This is a genomic window from Streptomyces sp. NPDC101194 (genome assembly GCF_044767885.1).
GTDB lineage: Bacteria > Actinomycetota > Actinomycetes > Streptomycetales > Streptomycetaceae > Streptomyces.
In genome coordinates this window covers 343,301-364,680 of the sequence record NZ_JBIWOS010000003.1, presented here as the reverse complement: position 1 = coordinate 364,680, position 21,380 = coordinate 343,301, and the positions used below count along the sequence as shown (strand labels likewise).

Here is a 21,380-nt window from a genome sequence, read left to right as displayed (position 1 = left end):
GACGTTCGGGTCTTCCCGGCGGCCCGGTGACCGGCACCGCCCCTGTGCTCAGCAGTACCATCCCCGCCGGTCAGGCGGCGAAGGAGATGATTCACGTGTCCGCTACGCCCGTGCTGGCGTTGCGCGGAATCTCCAAGCGGTTCGGCGCCGTCCAGGCGCTCACCGATGTGGACCTGGAGATTCGCTCCGGCGAAGTCGTCGCCCTGGTCGGCGACAACGGCGCCGGCAAGTCGACCCTCGTCAAGACCATTTCGGGTGTCCACCCGATCGACGAAGGCGCCATCGAGTGGGAGGGCGAACCGGTCCGCATCAACCGGCCGAACGACGCCCAGGAGCTCGGAGTCGCCACCGTCTACCAGGACTTGGCGCTCTGCGACAACCTCGATGTGGTCGCCAACCTCTTCCTCGGCAGCGAACTGCGCAAGGCCTCCGTCCTCGACGAGATCGGGATGGAGAAGCGCGCCAAGGAACTGCTGGACACGCTGTCCATCCGGATACCCAGCGTCCGTATTCCGGTCGCCTCGCTCTCCGGCGGCCAGCGTCAGGTCGTGGCCATCGCCCGCGCCCTGATCGGTGACCCCAAGGTCGTCATCCTCGACGAGCCGACCGCCGCCCTCGGCGTCGAACAGACCGCCCAGGTCCTCGACCTCGTCGAGCGGCTGCGCGAGCGCGGCCACGGCGTCATCCTCATCAGCCACAACATGGCCGACGTGCGCGCCGTCGCCGACAAGGTGGCGGTGCTGCGGCTGGGCCGCAACAACGGAGTCTTCGACGTGGCGACAACGTCCCACGAGGAGATCATCTCCGCGATCACCGGTGCCACGGACAACGCCGTCACGCGCCGTCAGGCCCGCACAGCCACGAAGGAGGACGCGAAGTGAGCGACCTCGCCAAGACCCCCGAAACCGCCGATCACGAGCCCGCGGCGACACCCGCGGCCGAGCCGTCGGCGGCCCCCGCCCCCGCGGTGGACCCGCGCCTGCTCGTCCGCGAGGAGGGCTTCAAGGGCTACTGGACCGAGTTCACCCGCAAGGTGCGCGGCGGCGAGCTCGGCTCATTGCCGGTTCTCGTCGGCCTGATCGTCATCGCGGTCGTCTTCCAGTTCCAGAACAGCAACTTCCTCTCCGCCAGTTCCCTCGCCAACATCGCCGTCTACAGCTCCGGCCTCGGCATCATGGCGGTCGGCATCGTCTTCGTGCTGCTGCTCGGCGAGATCGACCTGTCCGTCGGCTCGGTCGCCGGTGTCGGTGCGGCCGTCTGGGCCGTGCTCAACGTCAACCACGGCTGGAGCGACTGGACGGCGGTACTCGTCGCGGTGCTCTCCGGCCTGGTGCTCGGCGCACTGCACGGCTTCTTCTTCGCCAAGATCGGAGTGCCGGCCTTCGTCGTCACCCTGGCCGGCTTCCTCGGCTGGAGCGGTCTGCAGGAGTGGATGATGGGCGGTGAGGGCTCGATCAACACGCCGTCGGGCAGCATCGTCGAGAACCTCACCAACTACTTCTTCGAGGACAAGGCCGTCGCGTACGGTGTCGCCCTGGTCGCCGTCCTCGCCTACGCCGCCTCGCTCCTGATGGACAGCCGACGCCGGGGGGCCGCGGGCCTGCCGGCCCGTCCGACCACCGAGATCCTGCTCCGTACGGGCATCGTCGCCGTCCTGTGCTTCGCCGTCGCGTACGTGCTGAACGAGCCCTCCGGTGCCCGCGGCCTGCCGCTGGCCCTGGTGCTCTTCCTCGCCGTACTGGTCGTCGCGGACTTCGTGGCCCGCCGGACCACCTTCGGCCGACAGGTCTTCGCGGTGGGCGGCAACGCGGAGGCGGCACGCCGCGCCGGTATCAACGTCGACCGGATCCGGATCATCGTCTTCGCGCTCTCCGGAATGCTGGGCGCCTTCGGCGGACTCTTCATCGCCAGCCTCTCCGGTGGCGCCACCAAGAGCGTCGGCGGCGGGAACACGCTGATGCTGGTCATCGCGGCCGCCGTCATCGGCGGCACCAGTCTCTTCGGCGGCCGGGGCAAGGTCTGGTCCGCGCTGCTCGGCATGATCGTGATCCAGTCGATCCAGCAGGGCCTGAACATGATCGGGATGGCCAACGCCATCCAGTACATGATCACCGGTGCGGTGCTGCTGGCCGCCGTGATCATCGACTCGGTCTCCCGCCGCACCCAGAAGAGCGCAGGCCGCGCGTAACGTCACGGCCGCCCGGTCCTGTGCCCGGTACCCCTCGCGGTGCCGGGCACAGCCGTGTCCGTTCGTGGGCACGGAGCCCCGGCCCTGTACCGGGTGTGTCCCGAAGAGCCCGCCCGCCGACCCCGCGCGCGAACGGAACATTAGACTCATCGGATCGGCATGCTCGACCAGCTCAAACGCAAGGAGGAACGGGTGGCTCTGCTGACCCGCATCGGTGGACCGCGTGACCTGGACCGGCTCACTCCCGAGCAGCTGGACCAGCTCGCCGAAGAGATCCGGACCTTCCTCGTCGACGCCGTTTCGAAGACCGGCGGCCATCTCGGCCCCAACCTGGGTGTGGTCGAGCTGACCATCGCCCTGCACCGCGTCTTCGATTCGCCGAAGGACAAGGTGCTGTTCGACACCGGTCACCAGAGCTATGTGCACAAGCTCCTCACCGGTCGCCAGGACTTCTCGAAGCTCAAGAGCAAGGGCGGACTCTCCGGCTATCCCTCCCGCGCGGAGTCCGAGCACGACGTCATCGAGAACTCGCACGCCTCCACCGTGCTCGGCTGGGCCGACGGTCTGGCCAAGGCCAACGAGGTGCTGGGCAAGGACGACCACGTCGTCGCGGTCATCGGTGACGGCGCGCTCACCGGCGGTATGGCCTGGGAGGCGCTGAACAACATCGCCGCCGCCAAGGACCGCCCGCTCGTCATCGTCGTCAACGACAACGAGCGCTCCTACGCCCCGACCATCGGCGGCCTCGCCAACCACCTCGCGACCCTGCGCACCACCGACGGCTACGAGCGCTTCCTGGCCCGCGGCAAGGATCTCCTGGAGCGCACCCCCGTCGTCGGCAGGCCGCTGTACGACACGCTGCACGGCGCCAAGAAGGGGCTGAAGGACTTCATCGCCCCGCAGGGCATGTTCGAGGACCTCGGCCTGAAGTACGTCGGTCCCATCGACGGCCACGACATCGAGGCCCTGGAATCCGCGCTCCAGCGCGCCAAGCGCTTCGGCGGGCCCGTCATCGTGCACTGCCTCACGGAGAAGGGCCGCGGCTACACCCCCGCCCTGCTCGACGAGGCCGACCGCTTCCATGCCGTCGGCAAGATCCACCCCGACACCGGTCTCCCGGTCGCCACCTCGGGCCTCGACTGGACCTCGGTCTTCGGCGAGGAGATGGTCAAGCTCGGCAAGGAACGGAAGGACATCGTCGCGATCACCGCGGCCATGCTCCAGCCGGTCGGTCTGACCAGGTTCGAGAAGGAGTTCCCGGACCGGATCTACGACGTCGGCATCGCCGAGCAGCACGGCGCGGTCTCCGCGGCAGGCCTGGCCACCGGCGGGCTGCACCCCGTCTTCGCGGTGTACGCCACCTTCCTCAACCGCGCCTTCGACCAGGTCCTGATGGATGTCGCGCTGCACAAGTGCGGTGTGACCTTCGTCCTGGACCGGGCCGGTGTCACCGGCACCGACGGCGCCTCGCACAACGGCATGTGGGACATGTCGATCCTCCAGTGCGTCCCCACGCTCCGGATCGCCGCACCGCGCGACGCCGACCAGGTCCGTGCCCAGCTGCGCGAGGCCGTCGAGGTCGACGACGCACCGACCGTGGTGCGCTTCTCCAAGGGCGCGGTCGGCCCGGCCGTCAAGGCCGTCGGCCGGGTCGGCGGCATGGACGTCCTGCGCGAGCCCGGCACCGCCCGCCCGGACGTCCTCCTGGTCTCCGTCGGCGCGCTGGCGCCGATGTGCCTGGAGATCGCCGATCTGCTGGACGCCCAGGGCATCTCGACGACGGTCGTCGACCCGCGCTGGGTCAAGCCGGTCGACGAGGCCATGGCCCCGCTCGCCGAGCAGCACCGGGTCGTCGTCACGGTCGAGGACAACAGCAGGGCCGGGGGCGTGGGCTCCGCCGTCGCCCAGGCGCTGCGCGACGCAGGGGTCGACGTACCGCTGCGTGATTTCGGCATCCCGCCGCGCTTCCTCGACCACGCCTCCCGCAAGGAGGTCATGGCCGAGATCGGGCTGACCGCGCCGGACATCGCCCGCCAGGTCACCGGCCTCGTCGCCAAGCTGGACGGCCGCTACGAGACGGGCGCGGACAGTGATGCCGTGATCGAACCCGTCCGCGACTGACCCGCGGAGCACGGGTCCGTACGAGTGACCCGCGTTACGGCCGATGGGCCGGTCGGCCACCCTGCAAGGGTGGTCCGACCGGCCCATTCGTGTGAAATCTCTCGATACCGGCCCATCCCCGCCGGGGCGGTCCCAATCATGGCGTTCACGACGAGTGCGTGGAGGTACGCCGGTGACTGCCCAGCAGGACACACCACCCAGCAGGGACGGACTGTTCCGGACCAAGACGGTCGAGCAGTCCATCCGCGACACCGAGGAGCCGGAGCACGCACTCAAGAAGTCCCTCTCCGCGCTGGACCTCACCGTCTTCGGAGTGGGCGTCATCATCGGCACCGGCATCTTCGTGCTCACCGGCAAGGTGGCCAAGGAGACGGCGGGGCCCGCCACCGCCCTCGCCTTCGTGGTCGCGGGCATCGTCTGCGCCCTGGCCGCGCTCTGTTACGCCGAGTTCGCCTCCACCGTCCCCGTCGCCGGCTCCGCCTACACCTTCTCGTACGCCTCGCTCGGTGAACTCGTCGCCTGGATCATCGGCTGGGACCTGGTGCTGGAGTTCGCGCTCGGCACGGCGGTGGTGGCGGTCGGCTGGTCCGGCTACGTCCGCTCGCTGATGGACAACTTCGGCTGGACCATGCCCGAAGTGCTCTCCGGAACGGATGTGGCGAAAGGATTCGGCTTCGACATCCTGGCCTTCGCGCTGGTGCTCGTGCTGACCGTCGTGCTGGTGCTCGGCATGAAGCTCTCGGCCCGGGTCACGACGATCGTGGTCGCCATCAAGATCGCCGTGGTCCTGATCGTCATCATCGCCGGGCTGTTCTTCGTCAAGGCCGCGAACTACTCGCCCTTCATTCCCGAGGCGCAGCCGCAGCCCTCCGGATCCGGCCTGACCGCGCCGTTGATCCAGCTGATGTCCGGCTACGCCCCGACGAACTTCGGCGTGATGGGCATCTTCACCGCCGCCTCCATCGTCTTCTTCGCCTTCATCGGCTTCGACGTGGTGGCCACCGCCGCCGAGGAGACGAAGCTTCCGCAACGTGACATGCCACGTGGCATCCTCGCCTCGCTCTTCATCTGCACCGTGCTCTATGTGGCCGTTTCGCTGGTGGTCACGGGGATGGAGCACTACAGCGATCTGTCGGTCGAGGCTCCGCTGGCCGATGCCTTCAAGGCCGTCGGCCACCCCGTCTACGCCGGGTTCATCAGCTTCGGAGCCGCCATCGGCCTCACCACGGTCTGCCTGATCCTGCTGCTGGGCCAGACCCGGGTGTTCTTCGCGATGAGCCGTGACGGACTGCTGCCGAGGTTCTTCTCCGTGACCCACCCGCGCTTCCGCACCCCCTACCGCCCGACCATCCTGCTCGGCGTGGTCATCGCGATCGTCGCGGGCTTCACGAGCATCAACGAACTGGCGACGCTCGTGAACATCGGCACGCTCTTCGCGTTCGTCGTCGTGGCCCTGGGCGTCATCGTGCTGCGCCGGACCCGCCCCGATCTGCACCGCGCGTTCCGCACCCCGTGGGTGCCGCTGCTCCCGATCCTCTCGGTGGCGGCCTCGGTCTGGCTGATGCTGAACCTGCCGGCCGAGACCTGGCTGCGGTTCGCCGTCTGGATGATCATCGGCGTGATCATCTACTTCGCGTACGGGCGCGGGCACAGCCGGATCAACGCCCCGGTCGGCGGGGGCCAGGACCTCTCGTCCGGATCACGCGGGGCGGCCTGATCCGGACGGAAGGCCTCAGGGGGTACGCGACGGCCGCACCGTACGAGGACCCACGCACCGCGCCCCGTACTCCGCCACCCGCCGCCTCAGCTCGCGGTCGGCGGTGACGACGACACAGGCGCGTTCCCCCCGGGCCCCGGTCAGCTCCACGATCAGGTCGTCGCCGCTCCCGGATGCCGATTCCACCCGCACCCCGGGCACCGGTCCGATGCCGCGAGCCGCGCCCTCGACGACCAGCACCAGCTCGACGGGGCCCGGGTACCCCGGCAGACCGGCCGCGGCGAACGCGACCAGGGAGTCCCGCAGTCGTTCGGCCGCCCCACGCCGGTCCCGCCACCAGCCGTCGGGGACGGACCCGACCACATTGGCCGCGTCCACGATCACCAGGGTCCGTTCGGTCGGCATGCCGGAAGCGTGTCACGGACCGGCCGCCGACGCCCCGTCAGCCGCCGGTGGCGGGGGACTTCTTCGCCGACTCCGGGATCGTGCCGTCGTTGCGGACGGCCTTCCACAGCTCACCGGCCTGGGGCTGGGCCGCCACCACCCGGTTCGGGTCCTGCTTGTCGTACGCCACCGGAAGCATGATCGTTTCCATGGTGTTCGGGTTCACGCCGTTCATCGACCGGCCGAAATCCGCGAGGGACGTCAACGAGGCGAGCCCGGAGTCGGTGGTCAGCGACTTGGTGGCGGAGTTGGCGATCTTGTACGACTTGGTCGGACTGCCCAGCAGGTCCTGCGACTTGACCTCGCTCAGCAGGGCGAGCAGGAACTGCTGCTGCAGACCGATCCGGCCGAGGTCGCTGCCGTCCCCGATGCCGTGCCGGGTCCGGACGTACGCCAGTGACTGGGTGCCGTCGAGCTTGTGCGTCCCCTTGGTGAGGTGGAGACCGGAGGACTTGTCGTCGATGTCCTGCGGCACGTCGACGGTGACGCCGCCTATCGCGTCGACCAGATCCTTGAACCCGGAGAAATTGATCTCCAGGTAGTGGTCGATCCGGACCTTGGACATCTTCTCGACGGTCTTGACCACACAGGCCGGACCGACCTGGGAGTAGACGGAGTTGAACATCACGCGGTTCGCCGACGGCACCGTCGAGCCGTCGGCCTTCGTGCACTCGGGCCGGGTCACCAGGGTGTCACGGGGTATGGACACGGCGACGGCCTCGGTGCGGCCCTCGGGAATGTGCACCACCATCGCGGTGTCGGACCGGGCGCCGCTGACGTCGCCACCGCCGCCCAGTTCCTTGTTCTCGGCGCCGGCTCGCGAGTCCGAGCCGAGAACCAGCAGGTTCTGACCACTCGTCGGCAGCTTCTCGGGTCGGTCGTCGCCGAGCGCCTTGTCGATGTCGACGCCCTTGATGTTCCCGTCGAGGCGGCTGTACAGCCAGTAGAGGGTGCCGCCGGCGGCGAGCACCAGGACCAGCAGGCTGATCAGCACAATGCGGCCGGTACGGCGCCGTGGGCGTCCGCTCCCGTCCTTGCTGCGCCCCTTCTTGCGGGAATCGGCCCGCCGTGACGGGTGCGGGCCGGGGGGAACGACGTCATGGCTCATCCTGCGAGTCCCTTGATCTCGTGGCCGCGGAAGGGCCGATGGGGCTGGGGACTCGGGTGGGGCCGGTCCACGCATGTGGGGGGCTGAGCGTGCACTATAGACAGGTTTTCGATTTTTGTGTAATCCTTCGCGCAATCTTCAACTCCGGAATCGAATTGTTATTCCTTCTGTGATGGGGCGGTTGTCCGACGGGCACCCCGATGCCGGGGGAGCGCTGGTCCCCGGGGCGGATCAGGAAACTATGATGGGTGGGTTCGGCCCCTTGCGAGCCGGAGAGCCGAAACGGCCTCCGATGCCGGGGCCGAGGAACCATGGGGAAGGACGACTTCACGTCATGCCGGTCAGATCCAGGCGCGCTGCCCGGGGAAGGGCCCCGATCCCGGGCGCCGACGTCCACGACGAAGGCAGGGAGCGGGCGGCGCGGGCGACTGCCGACGGCCGCTGGCTCGTGCTCGGCAAGGACGGCAGGCTCACCGCCTACGCGCTCTGCGACGAGGGAATGCTCCGCTGGACGGAGGTCCGTCCCGGCGGCCCCGACTGGCAGGGACCGGACCTCTTTCCGGCGGCCGGTCTGACCCGGCTGTCGGTGACTCAGGGCCCCGACGGTTTCGTGCACTTCACCGGGCGTCGCACGGTGCACAAGGACGCGGGACCCGTCGTCGACCTCGTGCACGCCACCCAGTTCCAGTCCGGACGCCCCGTCACCGCGTGGCACTCCCTCGGTAATCCGCACAAGGACCGCGAGAAGGCGGCCCGGCTCGGGACGCCGACGGCCGTCGTCAACACCGAGGGGCTGCTGCACGTCTTCGTCCGCAACGCCGACGGCCGGCTCGCGCTGCGGCGTGAGAAGTCGGGCGGCAAATGGGAGGGCTGGCAGGACCTCAAGGGCGGCCCGCTCCGGGACGGGGCGGCCGTGGCCGCCACCGCCTCCGGACGCGTCGAGGTGCTCGTCCCGGGAGAGGGGCGGGCGATGCGCTGGAGCCAGAGCGAGTCCGGCGGCGCCTTCACGCAGGACCAGGACATACCGTTCGCCCAGGTCCCGGGCAGTGCCTCGGCCCTGGAGACCGCACCGGACAGGGTGACGTACTACTGGGCCGACGAGGCCACCGGCGGTGTCGTCGCGCACCGCCCCGGCACTTGGGCGATCCCGCTCAACAGCTCCGCCGCGAACGGCCCCGTGGCGGCGCTGCGCGCCATGCTGGACGGCTACGACTGCACCGTACTGGCCCATCGCGACCACGAGGGCCAGATCATGCTCACCGCCTGCGGTACGGAGAACGAGGGGGCGGGTGTGTGGTGGTCGCCGACGGGCGAGCGCTGTACCGGCGGACCGGCGCTCGCGTACGACGCGTACGGCCGCGTGGTGCTCGCGCTGATCGGTGAGGACGGCGCTCTGCACGTCGCCCGGCAGAGTCGTGAGCCGGGCCTGGCGCTGGAACGGTCGGCGCGGGTCTGAGCCGCGAGGACCGCGCGGACCGGGGGCACTCACCGCGGTGAGTGCCCCGTTCACGTCAGCGGGCGGGTTCATGGCTCAGGAGGCGGACTTCAGCCCGAGCGACAGGTAATTGCTGTCCGTGTAGTACGGGTTGAAGGTCACCGAGCGGCCTTCCGCGGTGGTGACCGTCCGCTTCGGATAGACGTGGACGTGCTTGCGCTGCATGATCTCGTCGCCGAACCGCCCCAGCCGCAGCCGGTGCGCCTCGCCCGTCACCGTCAGATTCCCCGGAATGCTCAGCGACAGGTCCCAGATGGTGTCGACGCCGATCATCCGGTCCGCGTACTGGTGGAGGTCGAGGGTGAAGACGGCCGAGCCGTCCGAGAACGCGCACGGGACGGTGATGAAGGAGTCCGCGTCCTTCCGGCTCTGCGCGATCACCTTCGCGCCGTGACCGGCGAGGTCGACCTGCGGACCGCCGGGCACCGAGGGGACCCCCAGAACGTAGCACCGGACGCTGAGATGCGAGCCGTTCGTCTCCACCGACAGCACCTCCGCGTGAGCGGGGAACTCGCGCGAGACGATCTGGAGGAAGCCCCCGTCCTCGGAACGCCGGAACGTGCGGAACCGCACCGGGCCGGCCTGGGTCGGGGAGGAGATCAGCGCATGCGCCGACTGCTGGAGTTCGTCGACCTTCACCCGGCGCATGACACCGTCGTCCTCGCGGCGCAGCAGCACGTTCCACGTTCCGGTTCCCAGCCGCAACTGCCCCGGCACGCAGGCGTACAGACGCCCGTCGGTCGTCTGCTCGGCCTGCGCCGCCAGCAGCGCCTGCCGCCCGTCCGCCGCGTTGACGCACAGCACGGTGAACCGGCTGCCCGGCGCCCGCGCCGGATCGACCGCGAACTCCAGGTCCCCCGCGGGGGTGGCCCGGCACAGTGCCTCGGGCCGGTAGGCGCGCGCCGTGAGGAGACGCGAAAGGTACGACTCGTACGCCTGCGCCTGCGACTCGTTGCTGTAGTGCCGGGACTTCTCCACCGCGTTCGAGCCCAGCCGTACGCGCAGTTCGGCGTCGCTCAGCAGCCGGTCCAGGTTCTCGGCGAACGCGTCCACGTCGCCCACGGGCGAGAGCGCGCCGTCCACCCCGTCGGAGATGATCTCGGACGGGCCGTGCGGACCTGCCGTGCTGAGTACCGGCACACCGCAGGTCATGGCCTCCACGATGGTCAGGCCGAACGTCTCGTCCGTCGAGGTCGAGGTGTGCAGCGCCGCCTTGGCCAGCTCCTCACGCAGCTGCGTGGTATGCCCCATGAGGAGGATGCGCTCGTTCGCCCCGAGATCGTCGATGAGCTTGCGCAGTCTCGCCTTCTCTTCGCCGTTCCCGTAGATCCGCAGGGTCCAGTCCGGGTGCTTTCCACCGAGCTGTGCGAAGGCGTTCACGAGGAGGTCGAAGCGCTTCCAGTCGACCAGTCGTCCCGACGCCGTGACGATGCGCGAGCCGTGCACATCGGCCCGCAGGAAGGTGCCGGGGACGGCGTTGGGAATGGCTTGGAACACCGTCCCGACCGCGCCGTACGCGTCCCGGTGCGTCTGGGCGTCCTTCGCCGTCACGGTGACGAAGCCGTCCAGCCGCGGAATCGCGGCGTCCAGCATTTTCCGCGAAGCCGCGGTCTGGTGGTGGTAGTGCGTGTGCGCCTGACCCAGCGCGATGTACTGCCCGGTCCCCAGAGCGGTCAGCAGGGACACCGTGTTGGGGGCGGTGGCGATGACGACATCGGCGTCGCAGCTCCGGAGATGGGCGGCGGCCCGTTCGTCCACCAGCCGGCTGTAGCGGTTCTTGTCGTCGGCCTTGAACCCCGTGCAGTGCTGGGACGCCGTCGCGTGCAGCGGGTTCTCCAGGTCCGGCGAGCCGCTGCGGGTGTCCACGAGCGTGCGCAGGGTGACGCCCGGCCCGAAGCGGAGCGGCGGAACGTCGTGGTACTGGAACAGGCTCACCAGCTCCACCTCGTGCTGCCGGGCCGCGAGCGCATTGGCCAGCGTCTGGGTGGCGACGGACGTACCGGCCTGTCCGTAGGCGCTGTACATCAGAAAAGCGATCTTCACGCGGGTCCTCCTGGATCCGTGGCCGTGGCGGCTTCAGCTCCGAATTCCGTGGGCGCCGGTCTCCGGTACGGGGTTCAGACGGGTCGGCTCCCGGAGTCGTCGAGCACCTGCGACAGGGCGGATTCGAATGCCGAGCCGGGCGTCGGGGCCGGGCCCGGCCGGCGCACGTCGATCACCTGGCCGGTCATGCCGGAGAGCAGGACGTCGAGCGAGCTGCGCGCGACCTCCCGCGAGGCGGGCGACGAACCGGTGGACTCCCGCCCGGACGCCCCGGCCCCCGCCGGATTCATGCAGTTGACCTGGATGCCGTCCTCGGCCCACTCCTCCGACAGCGCCTGGGTCAGGTTCACCATCGCCGCCTCGACCGAGGAGCAGATGCTGTACTCGGCGCGCCCGCGGGTGTAGCCGCCCGAGGTGAAGAGCAGCAGCCGGCCCGCGGTCTCGGCGAGGTACTTGTACGCGGCGCGTGCGATGTTGACCGGGGCGAGGTAGTCGACCCGGAGCGCCTCGCGAATCGTGGCGCCGTCGGTCTCGTCGAGCCGGCCGATCGGGAGCGCACCCGCAGTGCTGACGACGTGGTCGATCCGGCCGGTCTCCGCGTACGCCCTGGCGAAGGCCGCTTCCACCTCCTCGGGGTTCTCCGCGTGGGTGCCGGTGGCGGAGCGGCCGAGGGCGTACACCCGGGCCCCGTACCCCTCGGCCGTGCGCGCGATGTCGGCGCCGATCCCGTACGAGTCGCCGAACACCAGGAGGGTCCGTCCGGCCAGCTGCTCCCGGTAGAAGGTCTCGGTGCCGTGCGCCGGAGCGGTCGTCGAGGCCAGCTGGAAGAGCTTGTCGGCGATGAAGACGTCGACGGGCTGGGTGACCTTCATGTTGTGCTCGTCGCCCATGACCACGTGAACGGGTACGTCGGGCAGGTACTTCACGACGACCGAGCAGTCGTCGGTGGCCCGGAACAGCGGGTCGGCCGCCGCGAGCCCGTACGCCCGGCGGATCGTGGAGAGCCGGAAGCCCTGGGGCGTCTGGCCGCGGCGGAGCCGCCCGCGGTCGGGCACCTCGGTGATGAACTCGCCGTCGTCGCCGTGCGTCCGGGTCACGATCACGGTGTCGGAGGAGGGGATCGCCACATCGACGGCCTGGTGGCGCTCCAGCGCCCGTACGCACTCCTCGACCACGCGTTGCGACAGCAGCGGACGCACCGCGTCGTGGAACAGCAGGTTGCAGTCCTCGTCACCGTCGAGCCCGGCGGCCACCGCCTCGATCGCGACCTGTGTGGTCGCGCTCCGGGTACTGCCGCCCGCGAGCACCCGGGACACCTTGCGCAGACCGGCCCTGGCGACGATCTTCTCGGCGTCGGCGACATGGTCCGGCGTCATCAGGACCACCACCTCGTCGATGTCCGGGGCGTTCTCGAAGACGTGCAGGGTGTGTTCGAGCATCGACTTCCCGGCGATCTTCAGCAGCTGCTTCGGGGTGGCGAGCCCGATGCGCTGCCCGGTGCCACCGGCGAGGACAACGGCGACGGTACGGCGACGGGAGGCACGGATGGTCAAGGTCTGCTGCTTCCTGTGGGCGGGGCGGGGTGACGGGCGTACGGCGGCGGGTCTCAGACCGGCTGATGCGGCTGGGGCTCGGGGAATCCCGGCTGCTCCGGGTACTCGATGGGGAAGTCCCGCAGACCGCGCAGATAGAGATCGTTCGCGGCGTCGGCGAAGCGCACGGTCGACGGTGGATTGTCCGGCCCGAGCAGGTAGTCCTTGAGCTGTTCCCGGTACGGGGCCATGACGTCCTGGTCCCGCGAGAACATCGCGGAGAGCGCCGTCTCCAGGCCGTTGCACTCGGAGTCGAGCAGGTACGAGGCGTACGCCGTGCGCTGCTCGTTGCGGAACTCCGCGTCCGGCAGCCCCTCCAGGTTGAAGATGGCGTACGGCTTGCGGGTGGCCACGAAGTCCGAGACCACGCTCGACATGTCGCCGATCAACAGGTCCGAGTGGTTGAAGCAGTCGTACAGCGTGGGCACCCTGTCCGTCACGACATGGTGCGCGTCGACGGGCAGCGAGTCCCAGTAGAGCGTGCCCGCCTGGTCGCGGAACTTGCGGATCCGGGTGGTCCGCTCCTCCTCGGTCAGGTCCGGGTACTTCGAGCGGACGCCACGCTCCTGGAGTGCGGCGAGCCGCTTGTCGATACGGGCCAGCCGACGGGCCGCGGTCTTCGAGTCCAGGATCTTCCGGCCGAACCGGCGGGCGTTGTCGTCCTGGAGCAGCGCGATGATGCGCCGGTGCGCGGCCGCGGCGGCGGGGGAGCGGGTGCCGGTCAGCGGGTGCGGCTTGTAGATGATCCGCAGCTGCCGCTCGTGCGCGAGCAGCGTCCGGATGAGGTGCTCGCCCGCCGGGATGACCGAGGTGTAGCAGGCGTCGTCGGTCCAGCCCTCCCAGGTGGGGGCGTAGATGACGGTCGGTATCTCCTGGCCGACGGAGCCGGTCCAGCGGTGCAACGGCATCAGCTGGGGCCGGCCGACCTCGACGATCTGATGGGCGGTGACCGCGTGCTTGATGCGCTCGTAGCGGTCCCGCCCGGCCCGTCCGGCCACCCAGATCTCGTCGAAGACCTTGCTGACGCGGTTGCTGCTGGCGAGCTTGTCGCTGTCGCCGTGACCGATGAAGACGTGCTTGACCTCGTGCCGTTGGAGCATGTGCACGTTCTTGCCGGCGTTGCCCGGGTACAGCGTCACCCGGAGTTCGGGCATCTCCACACGGGCCAGGTACTCGGCCTTCGGGACACAGACGACCGGTACGGAGGTGGCGTCCAGGTACCTCAGGGTGGCCCGCTCGCGCAGCACGATGACGGGGCGCAGATCCAGTGACTCCAGCGACTCCAGCCACATGTTCACCTGGTACATGAAGTCCCTGGAGACTGCGGCGAAGGTGAAGTAGAGCGCGACCTGCGGCCGGTACTGCCGCAGCTGCCAGTTCAGCTCGGCGATGGCGTCGTCGGCGGTGGGCAGGACGAGCGCGTTCCGTGCCCCGGGCAGCAGGACCAGGAAGGCGACGAACGCGAACCAGACCGAGGCGATCCCGCCGTACGTCACGTACTCCCACCGGTCGGTGGCGATCGTGCCGATCGCGCCGCCGACCAGCGGGATGTCCAGGTGCAGCATCTTGCGGACGTGCTTGTTCATCAGGAACGGGTGCGGCAGCCGCCGGATCCCCAGCGCGTCCAGATCGAGTCCGCGCGTGGTGAAGGGCAGTGCGGCCCGTTCGGACTTGACCCGCTTGAGCAGGGCGCCGTAGGCGAGCTGCAGCACGAAGAGCAGCAGCAGCCCCACGGACGTCATCTGGACGACGAACGAGTCGAGGTTGTTGATGGAGCCGCAGAGCGCCAGCAGCAGGAACTGCCGGATCAGGAACCGGATGGTGAGCCCGAAGCGTGAGTCCCGGAGGCGGTCGAGGGTCGAGGACTCGGAGGTGTGCAGGAGCAGGTCGGCCGCGTAGCTGACCGCCGCGGCACAGGCGAAGACGGGCAAGGAGGCCATCACCACCGCCGCCAGCATGGCGACGAAGCTGAGCACCAGGGCCGCGGTGATCAGAAAACCCGACACGGCCTGACGTCGTGCTTTCCCCATGAGCAGCCGACTCCTCCTTCTGTGCCTGGGTGCGGCGCATGACTGCGTCGCCGGTGCGGACAGGGACTGCCGCACGTCACAGTGGGGGCCGAGCTGCAATCGAACATGAGTGCGCACGGTGCGTAAGGAACTTGTGAAGCATCCGACCGAACTTTAGACACTGCTGACGCTTTTGGTGAACTTTCACTGGCTGAAAAGTAGAACATTCGATGTCTGGATACCGAACAGTTATGAACGGACGGGCTGTGCTGTGATCTTCGTTACATCCGCTCGCGTGTTCGGTTGTCATGCCGGTCGATCACGGTTCCCGGTCACGGCTGACACGAGTAGACCGTCAGCTTCCGGCGCCCCGGAGTCTTGACCGAGAAGCCCACGCAGAGACGGGGCTCCGGACCCGGCCGTACGGCGATCCCCTCCGGTTCACGGAAGTCCAGCCCCGGCGCGACGGTCACCTTGCGGCGCCCCGCCGCCCGCCCGCTGCGCACGTCGATCGCCGAAACATAGGTGTTGCCCCCGGAGGAGGGCGGATTGTCGCCCCCCGCGTCCGTGTAGGGCTTCCCGGTCAGCTGGTAGATGTGATCCCCGTGCAGGGCACAGCCCTGGAACGTCTCGCCGTCCCGCAGCGCGATGTCCCTCACGCGATGCAGCGGCGCGTACCGTCCGGCGAGGAAGTCCTCCACGCGGTAGACCGCGTAGTGATGGGTCCGGCCGATCCAGTGGCTGACCAGAACGCGGCGGCCCGTCGGATCCAGGGTCGGATGGACCTTGTGGCTGCCGGGCAGCGGGCGATGGTGCCTCATCCGGGGCGAAGCGCTGTCGAGCACCGCACCGTCGTGGAACGGGACCCGGGCGACGGCACGCCCGTACCCGGTCCGCCCGTCCACGTCGGACTCCACCCAGAGCAGCACGTTCCCGTCCGAAAGCTCCACCCCGAACGAGATCCCGTGACCGAAGCCCCGCAGATGCATGTGCCCGGTCTCCTCCCCCGAGGGGGAGAGCGCCGTCACGCACATGTCGCCCGCCAGCCGCCGGGCCCGGCCGCCGAGGGGCCGCTTCTCGTCGGGAAGCCGTACGGAGGCCGGTACGACCTGGAGCGCGTACACGTCGCCGGCCGCACTGCCGTACGAGATCGACTGCGGGCCCGAGACATGGTGCAGCGGACTCGGCGGCAGCAGCTTCGACGCCGTGTCGACGTCGAACAGTCCGACGGATCCGGGTCGCGGTACGCCGTCGCCCGCACCGCCACCCGAAGCTCCGCCCAGCAGCGCGCCACCGGCCGCCGCCACCGCGGTCCCGCCGCCCGCCAGGAGCAGCGCCCTGCGACTGATGTGGCTCCTGGTGCCCGCCATGCCTGACCGTGACCGCCGTCCCTGCTCGGGGAGGGGACGCCGTCCACCTCCGGGGTGAGGCCGGACATTCTGTCATCGCCCCCGTCGGTCCCGGATGGTCCGGGCAGAGACGGACGGAGGGTACGGCCCGTCCACCGGGCCGTACCCTCCGTCGTCGCGCGCGCGGTGTTACGCCGGAACGCTCGCCACGCCCTGCGCGAGGAACTTCTTGCCGTTCACCCGCTCCGAGACGCCCTCACGGTCCAGGTACGGGGTGATGCCGCCCAGGTGGAAGGGCCAGCCCGCGCCGGTGATCAGGCAGAGGTCGATGTCCTGGGCCTCGGCGACGACGCCCTCGTCCAGCATCAGACCGATCTCCTGCGCCACCGCGTCCAGGACGCGGTCGCGGACCTGCTCCTCGGACAGGACGACATCGCCCTGCTCGAGGAGAGCGGCGACCTCCGGGTCCAGCTCCGGCTTGCCGGAGTCGTAGACGTAGAAGCCGCGCTTGCCCGCCTTCACGACGGCCGCGAGGTTCCCGGAGACGGTGAAGCGCTCCGGGAAGGCGCGGTTCAGGGTCTCGGAGACATGCAGACCGATCGCCGGGCCGACCAGCTCCAGCAGCACCAGCGGAGACATCGGCAGGCCGAGCGGCTCGATGGCCTTCTCGGCGACCTCGACCGGGGTGCCCTCGTCGATGACGTTCTGGATCTCGCCCATGAAACGGGTGAGGATGCGGTTGACGACGAACGCCGGGGCGTCCTTCACCAGCACCGCGGTCTTCTTCAGCTTCCGCGCCACCCCGAACGCCGTGGCCAGCGAGGCGTCGTCGGTCCGCTCGCCGCGGACGATCTCCAGCAGCGGGAGGATCGCGACCGGGTTGAAGAAGTGGAAGCCGACGACCCGCTCGGGGTGCTGCAGCTTCGACGCCATCTCGGTGACCGAGAGGGACGAGGTGTTGGTGGCGAGGATCGCGTGCGCCGGGGCGACCGCCTCGACCTCCGCGAACACCTGCTGCTTGACGCCGATCTCCTCGAAGACGGCCTCGATGATGAAGTCGGCGTCGGAGAAGCCCTCCGCCTTGTCCAGCACACCGGTCACCAGGGCCTTGAGGCGGTTGGCCTTGTCCTGGTTGATGCGGCCCTTGCCGAGCAGCTTCTCGATCTCGGCGTGGACGTAGCCCACACCCTTGTCGACGCGCTCCTGGTCGATGTCGGTCAGCACGACCGGCACCTCCAGGCGGCGCAGGAACAGCAGCGCCAGCTGCGAGGCCATCAGACCGGCACCGACGACGCCGACCTTGGTGACCGGGCGGGCCAGGGACTTGTCCGGGGCGCCGGCCGGGCGCTTGGCGCGCTTCTGGACCAGGTTGAAGGCGTAGATCCCGGAACGCAGCTCGCCACCCATGATCAGGTCCGCGAGGGCCCGGTCCTCGGCGTCGAAGCCGGCGCCCAGGTCGCCGTCCTTCGCCGCGGCGATGATCTCCAGCGCGCGGTACGCGGCCGGGGCGGCGCCGTGCACCTTGGAGTCGGCGATGGCCTTGCCGCGGGCGACGGCCTGGTCCCAGGCATCACCGCGGTCGACCTCGGGGCGCTCCACCGTGACCGTGCCGTTCAGCACGTTCGCGGTCCAGATCAGCGACTGCTCCAGGAAGTCCGCACCCTCGAAGAGGGCGTCGGCGATCCCGAGCTCGTAGACCTGCTTGCCCTTGAGCTGGCGGTTCTGGTTCAGCGAGTTCTCGATGATGACGGAGACCGCGCGGTCGGCACCGATCAGGTTCGGCAGCAGTGCGCAGCCGCCCCAGCCGGGGACCAGACCGAGGAAGACCTCGGGCAGCGAGAAGGCGGGCAGCGCCTTGGAGACGGTGCGGTAGGTGCAGTGCAGGCCGACCTCGACACCGCCGCCCATCGCCGCACCGTTGTAGTACGCGAACGTCGGGACCGCGAGGCCGGAGAGCCGGCGGAAGACGTCGTGGCCACCCTTGCCGATGGCCAGCGCGTCGTCGTGGTTCTTCAGCAGCTCGACGCCCTTGAGGTCGGCGCCGACCGCGAAGATGAACGGCTTGCCGGTGATGCCGACACCGGTGATCGCACCCTCGGCAGCCTCCTTCTCGACCTGGTCGACGGCGGCGTTCAGGTTCGCCAGCGACTGCGGTCCGAAGGTGGTCGGCTTGGTGTGGTCCAGGCCGTTGTCCAGCGTGATGAGGGCGAAGCGGCCCGCACCGGCCGGAAGGTCCAGGTGGCGTACGTGCGCCTGGGTGACGACCTCGCCGGGGAACAGCTCGGCCGCGCCCTTCAGAAGCTCAGTGGTGGAGCTCACTTGTTGCCTCCGGTGAAGTTCGGGTTCTCCCAGATGACCGTCGCGCCCATGCCGAAGCCGACGCACATGGTGGTGAGGCCGTAGCGGACCTCCGGCTGCTCCTCGAACTGGCGGGCCAGCTGCGTCATCAGACGCACACCCGAGGAGGCCAGCGGGTGCCCGTAGGCGATGGCGCCGCCGTACTGGTTGACGCGCGCGTCGTCGTCGGCGATGCCGTAGTGGTCGAGGAAGGCGAGGACCTGGACGGCGAACGCCTCGTTGATCTCGAACAGGCCGATGTCGTCGATGGTCAGCCCGGCCTTGGCGAGGGCCTTCTCGGTCGACGGGATCGGACCGTAGCCCATGACCTCCGGCTCGACACCCGCGAAGGCGTAGCTGACGAGGCGCATCTTGACCGGGAGGCCGAGCTCGCGGGCGACGTCCTCGGCCGCGAGCAGCGAGGCGGTGGCGCCGTCGTTGAGGCCCGCGGCGTTTCCGGCGGTGACCCGGCCGTGGGCACGGAACGGGGTCTTCAGACCGGCGAGGGACTCCAGGGTGGTGCCCGGACGCATCGGTTCATCGGCGGTGACCAGGCCCCAGCCCGTCTCGCCGGCCTCGGCGTTGGTGCGGCGCACGGAGATCGGCACCAGGTCCTGCTGGATCTTGCCGTTGGCGTACGCCTTGGCGGCCTTCTCCTGCGAACGGACCGCGTACTCGTCGGCGCGGAGCTTGGTGATCTGCGGGTACCTGTCGTGCAGGTTCTCCGCGGTCATGCCCATGAACAGGGCGGACTCGTCGACCAGCTTCTCCGACACGAAGCGGGGGTTCGGGTCCACGCCCTCGCCCATGGGGTGGCGGCCCATGTGCTCGACACCACCGGCGACGACGACGTCGTAGGCGCCGAAGGCGATGGAGCCGGCCGTCGAGGTGACGGCGGTCAGCGCGCCCGCACACATGCGGTCGATGGAGTAACCGGGGACGGACTGCGGCAGGCCGGCCAGGATTCCGGCGGTGCGGCCCAGCGTCAGACCCTGGTCACCGATCTGCGTGGTCGCGGCGATGGCGACCTCGTCGATCCGCGCGGGGTCCAGGTCCGGGTTGCGGCGCAGCAGCTCCCGGATGGCCTTCACGACGAGATCGTCGGCGCGGGTCTCGTGGTAGATGCCCTTCGGGCCCGCTTTGCCGAACGGGGTGCGGACGCCGTCGACGAAGACGACGTCCCGGATGGTACGAGGCACGGTGGCTCTCCTCCAGGGTGCGGGATGGCACTGCTGCGGGGCACGCCCACCGGCGTGCCACCCCCTCATGCTACTTGTGGGTAACCACACTGCCCACCCCTTGCGACGGGAGCGGCGAAGGTCACATGCGGACGGCGTCGGTGCGGAGGCCGTTTCGCCCCAGGAGCCGGACGGGCCGGAGGTGCCGCGAATGCCGGACGGGACGGCCGCGGGGCCGGTCGTCGGCGGTGCCGTGAGCGGCGGTCGTGTCGGCGGCGCCGTGAACGCCGATCGCCGGACGGGGCGCAGGAAGAGCCCGTCCGGCGATCAAGGACGTGGTGCGGTCGGAGGTCGCGCAACCTGGCGTGAATACGACCCTCGTCGGCGAGCCCTCAGGCCGCCGACGTCAGCGCGCGGACCAGGAGCGGGGTGACGTGTTCGATCTGCCAGCGTCGCGCCCCGTACCCGGTGAGCGCCGTCTCGATGGCGTCCGGGGTCGGGTTCCTGGGCGGCTCCCAGCAGACCCGGCGCACCGTGTCCGGGGTGATGAGGTTCTCCTGCGGCATGTGCAGACGCTCGGCGAGCTCCGACACGGCGGTACGGGCGGCCGAGAGCCGGGCCGCGGCCGCCGGGTCCTTGTCGGCCCAGGCGCGGGGCGGCGGCGGACCGGCGACGGTCTGGCCGGGCTGGGGGAGTTCCGAGTCCGGCAGCGCCTTGGCCCGGTCGACGGCCGCCTGCCACTGCTCCAGCTGCCGCCGTCCCATGCGGTGGCCGAACCCGGGCAGGGCGGTGAGCGCGTGGAGGTTCGGCGGGAGCGCGAGTGCGGCCTCGACGATCGCGGCATCGCCCAGGACCTTGCCGGGGGAGACGTCCCGGCGCCGGGCGATCTCGTCGCGGGCGGTCCACAGCTCCCGTACCACCGCCATCTGGCGGCGGCGGCGGACCTTGTGCATGCCGGAGGTGCGGCGCCACGGGTCCTTGCGCGGGGGAGCGGGCGGTGCCGAGGCGATCGCGTCGAACTCCTCCCGCGCCCACTCCAGCTTGCCCTGCCGGTCGAGCTCGTCCTCCAGGGCGTTGCGCAGATCGATCAGCAGCTCGACATCGAGCGCCGCGTAACGCAGCCACGGGTCGGGCAGCGGGCGGGTGGACCAGTCGACGGCGGAATGGCCCTTCTCCAGGGAGTAGCCGAGCACGTTCTCGACCATGGCACCGAGGCCGACCCGCGGGAAGCCGGCGAGGCGTCCGGCCAGCTCCGTGTCGAAGAGTCCGGTGGGGGTCATCCCTATTTCGCGCAGACAGGGCAGGTCCTGGGTGGCGGCGTGCAGAATCCACTCGCTGCCGTGCAGGACCTCTCCGAGCCCCGACAGGTCGGGGCAGCCGACCGGGTCGATCAGTGCGCTGCCCGCGCCGGCGCGGCGCAGCTGCACGAGGTAGGCGCGCTGGCCGTAGCGGTAGCCGGAGGCGCGCTCCGCGTCGACGGCCACCGGGCCGGAGCCCGCGGCGAAGGCCGCGATCACCCGGGCGAGGGCGTCGTCGGAGGCCACCACCGGGGGAATGCCCTCGCGCGGTTCGAGCAAGGGGATCGGCGCCGGGGCGACGTCGTCCGGGGGGGCGCCCCCGGTGGTTCGCAGTGAAGTGTCTGCTGCGGTCTCTTGGGCGTCGGTCACGTGTCAAGGGTATCCGTGTAAGTGCGGCGCCCGGGGGAGGTTACATTCGGGGACCGGGGGCCGATGCTGTTAAACACCCCGGGCGCCAGGGCGCGCCGGCCAGCGGGGGGGGCGGGGTGAGGTGGAGTTTGC

Annotated in this window: 14 protein-coding genes; 5 read left to right on the top strand and 9 right to left on the bottom strand. The window is 69.9% G+C overall.

The features are described from left to right. The first annotated feature begins 86 nt into the window (after nucleotides 1-86). The 4 genes from ACIRP2_RS14745 to ACIRP2_RS14730 all read left to right on the top strand — a co-directional run bounded on the left by ACIRP2_RS14745 (nucleotide 87) and on the right by ACIRP2_RS14730 (nucleotide 6,026). Nucleotides 87-881 (top strand): ATP-binding cassette domain-containing protein, encoded by a 795-nt coding sequence (locus ACIRP2_RS14745; protein WP_404250110.1) that lies wholly within the window; start codon nucleotides 87-89, stop codon nucleotides 879-881. Then, nucleotides 878-2,188: a sugar ABC transporter permease gene (locus ACIRP2_RS14740; RefSeq protein ID WP_404250108.1), complete on the top strand. Its 1,311-nt coding sequence runs from the start codon at nucleotides 878-880 to the stop codon at nucleotides 2,186-2,188. The genes ACIRP2_RS14745 and ACIRP2_RS14740 overlap by 4 nt, the downstream gene beginning before the upstream one ends. 192 nt (nucleotides 2,189-2,380) lie before the next feature. Next, nucleotides 2,381-4,309: a 1-deoxy-D-xylulose-5-phosphate synthase gene (dxs, locus tag ACIRP2_RS14735; RefSeq protein WP_404250841.1), complete on the top strand. Its 1,929-nt coding sequence runs from the start codon at nucleotides 2,381-2,383 to the stop codon at nucleotides 4,307-4,309. A gap of 172 nt (nucleotides 4,310-4,481) precedes the next feature. Next, complete coding sequence (locus ACIRP2_RS14730; protein WP_404250106.1) at nucleotides 4,482-6,026, top strand: amino acid permease; 1,545 nt, start codon at nucleotides 4,482-4,484, stop codon at nucleotides 6,024-6,026. A 15-nt stretch (nucleotides 6,027-6,041) separates the two neighbouring features. On the opposite strand, the gene ACIRP2_RS14725 is transcribed toward ACIRP2_RS14730, so the two are convergent. Then, nucleotides 6,042-6,431 carry an NTP pyrophosphohydrolase gene (locus ACIRP2_RS14725; protein WP_404250104.1) on the bottom strand — a complete coding sequence of 130 codons (390 nt, stop codon included), beginning with the start codon at nucleotides 6,429-6,431 and terminating at the stop codon, nucleotides 6,042-6,044. A 37-nt stretch (nucleotides 6,432-6,468) separates the two neighbouring features. Continuing rightward, a complete protein-coding gene (locus tag ACIRP2_RS14720; RefSeq protein ID WP_404250102.1) occupies nucleotides 6,469-7,578 on the bottom strand; it encodes an LCP family protein in 1,110 nt (369 codons plus the stop codon). Nucleotides 7,579-7,912: 334 nt separating this feature from the next. Between ACIRP2_RS14720 and ACIRP2_RS14715 the strand changes: the two genes are divergently transcribed. After that, on the top strand, nucleotides 7,913-9,034 hold the full coding sequence (locus ACIRP2_RS14715; protein WP_404250100.1) for a hypothetical protein: 1,122 nt from the start codon (nucleotides 7,913-7,915) through the stop codon (nucleotides 9,032-9,034). A 75-nt stretch (nucleotides 9,035-9,109) separates the two neighbouring features. On the opposite strand, the gene ACIRP2_RS14710 is transcribed toward ACIRP2_RS14715, so the two are convergent. The 7 genes from ACIRP2_RS14710 to ACIRP2_RS14680 all read right to left on the bottom strand — a co-directional run bounded on the left by ACIRP2_RS14710 (nucleotide 9,110) and on the right by ACIRP2_RS14680 (nucleotide 21,248). Further along, the gene (locus tag ACIRP2_RS14710; protein ID WP_404250098.1) at nucleotides 9,110-11,116 is read right to left on the bottom strand and encodes a glycosyltransferase; all 2,007 of its coding nucleotides are present in this window, start codon (nucleotides 11,114-11,116) and stop codon (nucleotides 9,110-9,112) included. A 74-nt stretch (nucleotides 11,117-11,190) separates the two neighbouring features. After that, complete coding sequence (locus tag ACIRP2_RS14705) at nucleotides 11,191-12,669, bottom strand: SDR family NAD(P)-dependent oxidoreductase (RefSeq protein ID WP_404250096.1); 1,479 nt, start codon at nucleotides 12,667-12,669, stop codon at nucleotides 11,191-11,193. Between the two features lie 53 nt (nucleotides 12,670-12,722). Then, nucleotides 12,723-14,738, bottom strand: coding sequence for a hypothetical protein (locus ACIRP2_RS14700; RefSeq protein WP_404250094.1), 2,016 nt, complete (start codon nucleotides 14,736-14,738; stop codon nucleotides 12,723-12,725). A 311-nt stretch (nucleotides 14,739-15,049) separates the two neighbouring features. Next, the gene (locus ACIRP2_RS14695; RefSeq protein ID WP_404250092.1) at nucleotides 15,050-16,087 is read right to left on the bottom strand and encodes a signaling protein; all 1,038 of its coding nucleotides are present in this window, start codon (nucleotides 16,085-16,087) and stop codon (nucleotides 15,050-15,052) included. A 168-nt stretch (nucleotides 16,088-16,255) separates the two neighbouring features. Further along, nucleotides 16,256-18,385 (bottom strand): 3-hydroxyacyl-CoA dehydrogenase NAD-binding domain-containing protein, encoded by a 2,130-nt coding sequence (locus ACIRP2_RS14690; protein ID WP_404250090.1) that lies wholly within the window; start codon nucleotides 18,383-18,385, stop codon nucleotides 16,256-16,258. Then, the gene (locus ACIRP2_RS14685; RefSeq protein WP_404250088.1) at nucleotides 18,382-19,602 is read right to left on the bottom strand and encodes a thiolase family protein; all 1,221 of its coding nucleotides are present in this window, start codon (nucleotides 19,600-19,602) and stop codon (nucleotides 18,382-18,384) included. Before ACIRP2_RS14685 ends, ACIRP2_RS14690 begins: the two co-directional genes overlap by 4 nt. 371 nt (nucleotides 19,603-19,973) lie before the next feature. Next, nucleotides 19,974-21,248, bottom strand: coding sequence for an HRDC domain-containing protein (locus ACIRP2_RS14680; protein WP_404250086.1), 1,275 nt, complete (start codon nucleotides 21,246-21,248; stop codon nucleotides 19,974-19,976). Between the last annotated feature and the right edge of the window lie 132 nt (nucleotides 21,249-21,380).

Excerpts from the sequence above, each read along its gene's own strand:
- ACIRP2_RS14745 (WP_404250110.1), top strand. The coding sequence starts at position 87 with ATGATTCACGTGTCCGCTACGCCCGTGCTGGCGTTGCGCGGAATCTCC.
- ACIRP2_RS14725 (WP_404250104.1), bottom strand. The coding sequence starts at position 6,431 with ATGCCGACCGAACGGACCCTGGTGATCGTGGACGCGGCCAATGTGGTC.
- ACIRP2_RS14720 (WP_404250102.1), bottom strand. The coding sequence starts at position 7,578 with ATGAGCCATGACGTCGTTCCCCCCGGCCCGCACCCGTCACGGCGGGCC.
- ACIRP2_RS14715 (WP_404250100.1), top strand. The coding sequence starts at position 7,913 with ATGCCGGTCAGATCCAGGCGCGCTGCCCGGGGAAGGGCCCCGATCCCG.
- ACIRP2_RS14700 (WP_404250094.1), bottom strand. The coding sequence starts at position 14,738 with ATGGGGAAAGCACGACGTCAGGCCGTGTCGGGTTTTCTGATCACCGCG.
- ACIRP2_RS14695 (WP_404250092.1), bottom strand. The coding sequence starts at position 16,087 with ATGGCGGGCACCAGGAGCCACATCAGTCGCAGGGCGCTGCTCCTGGCG.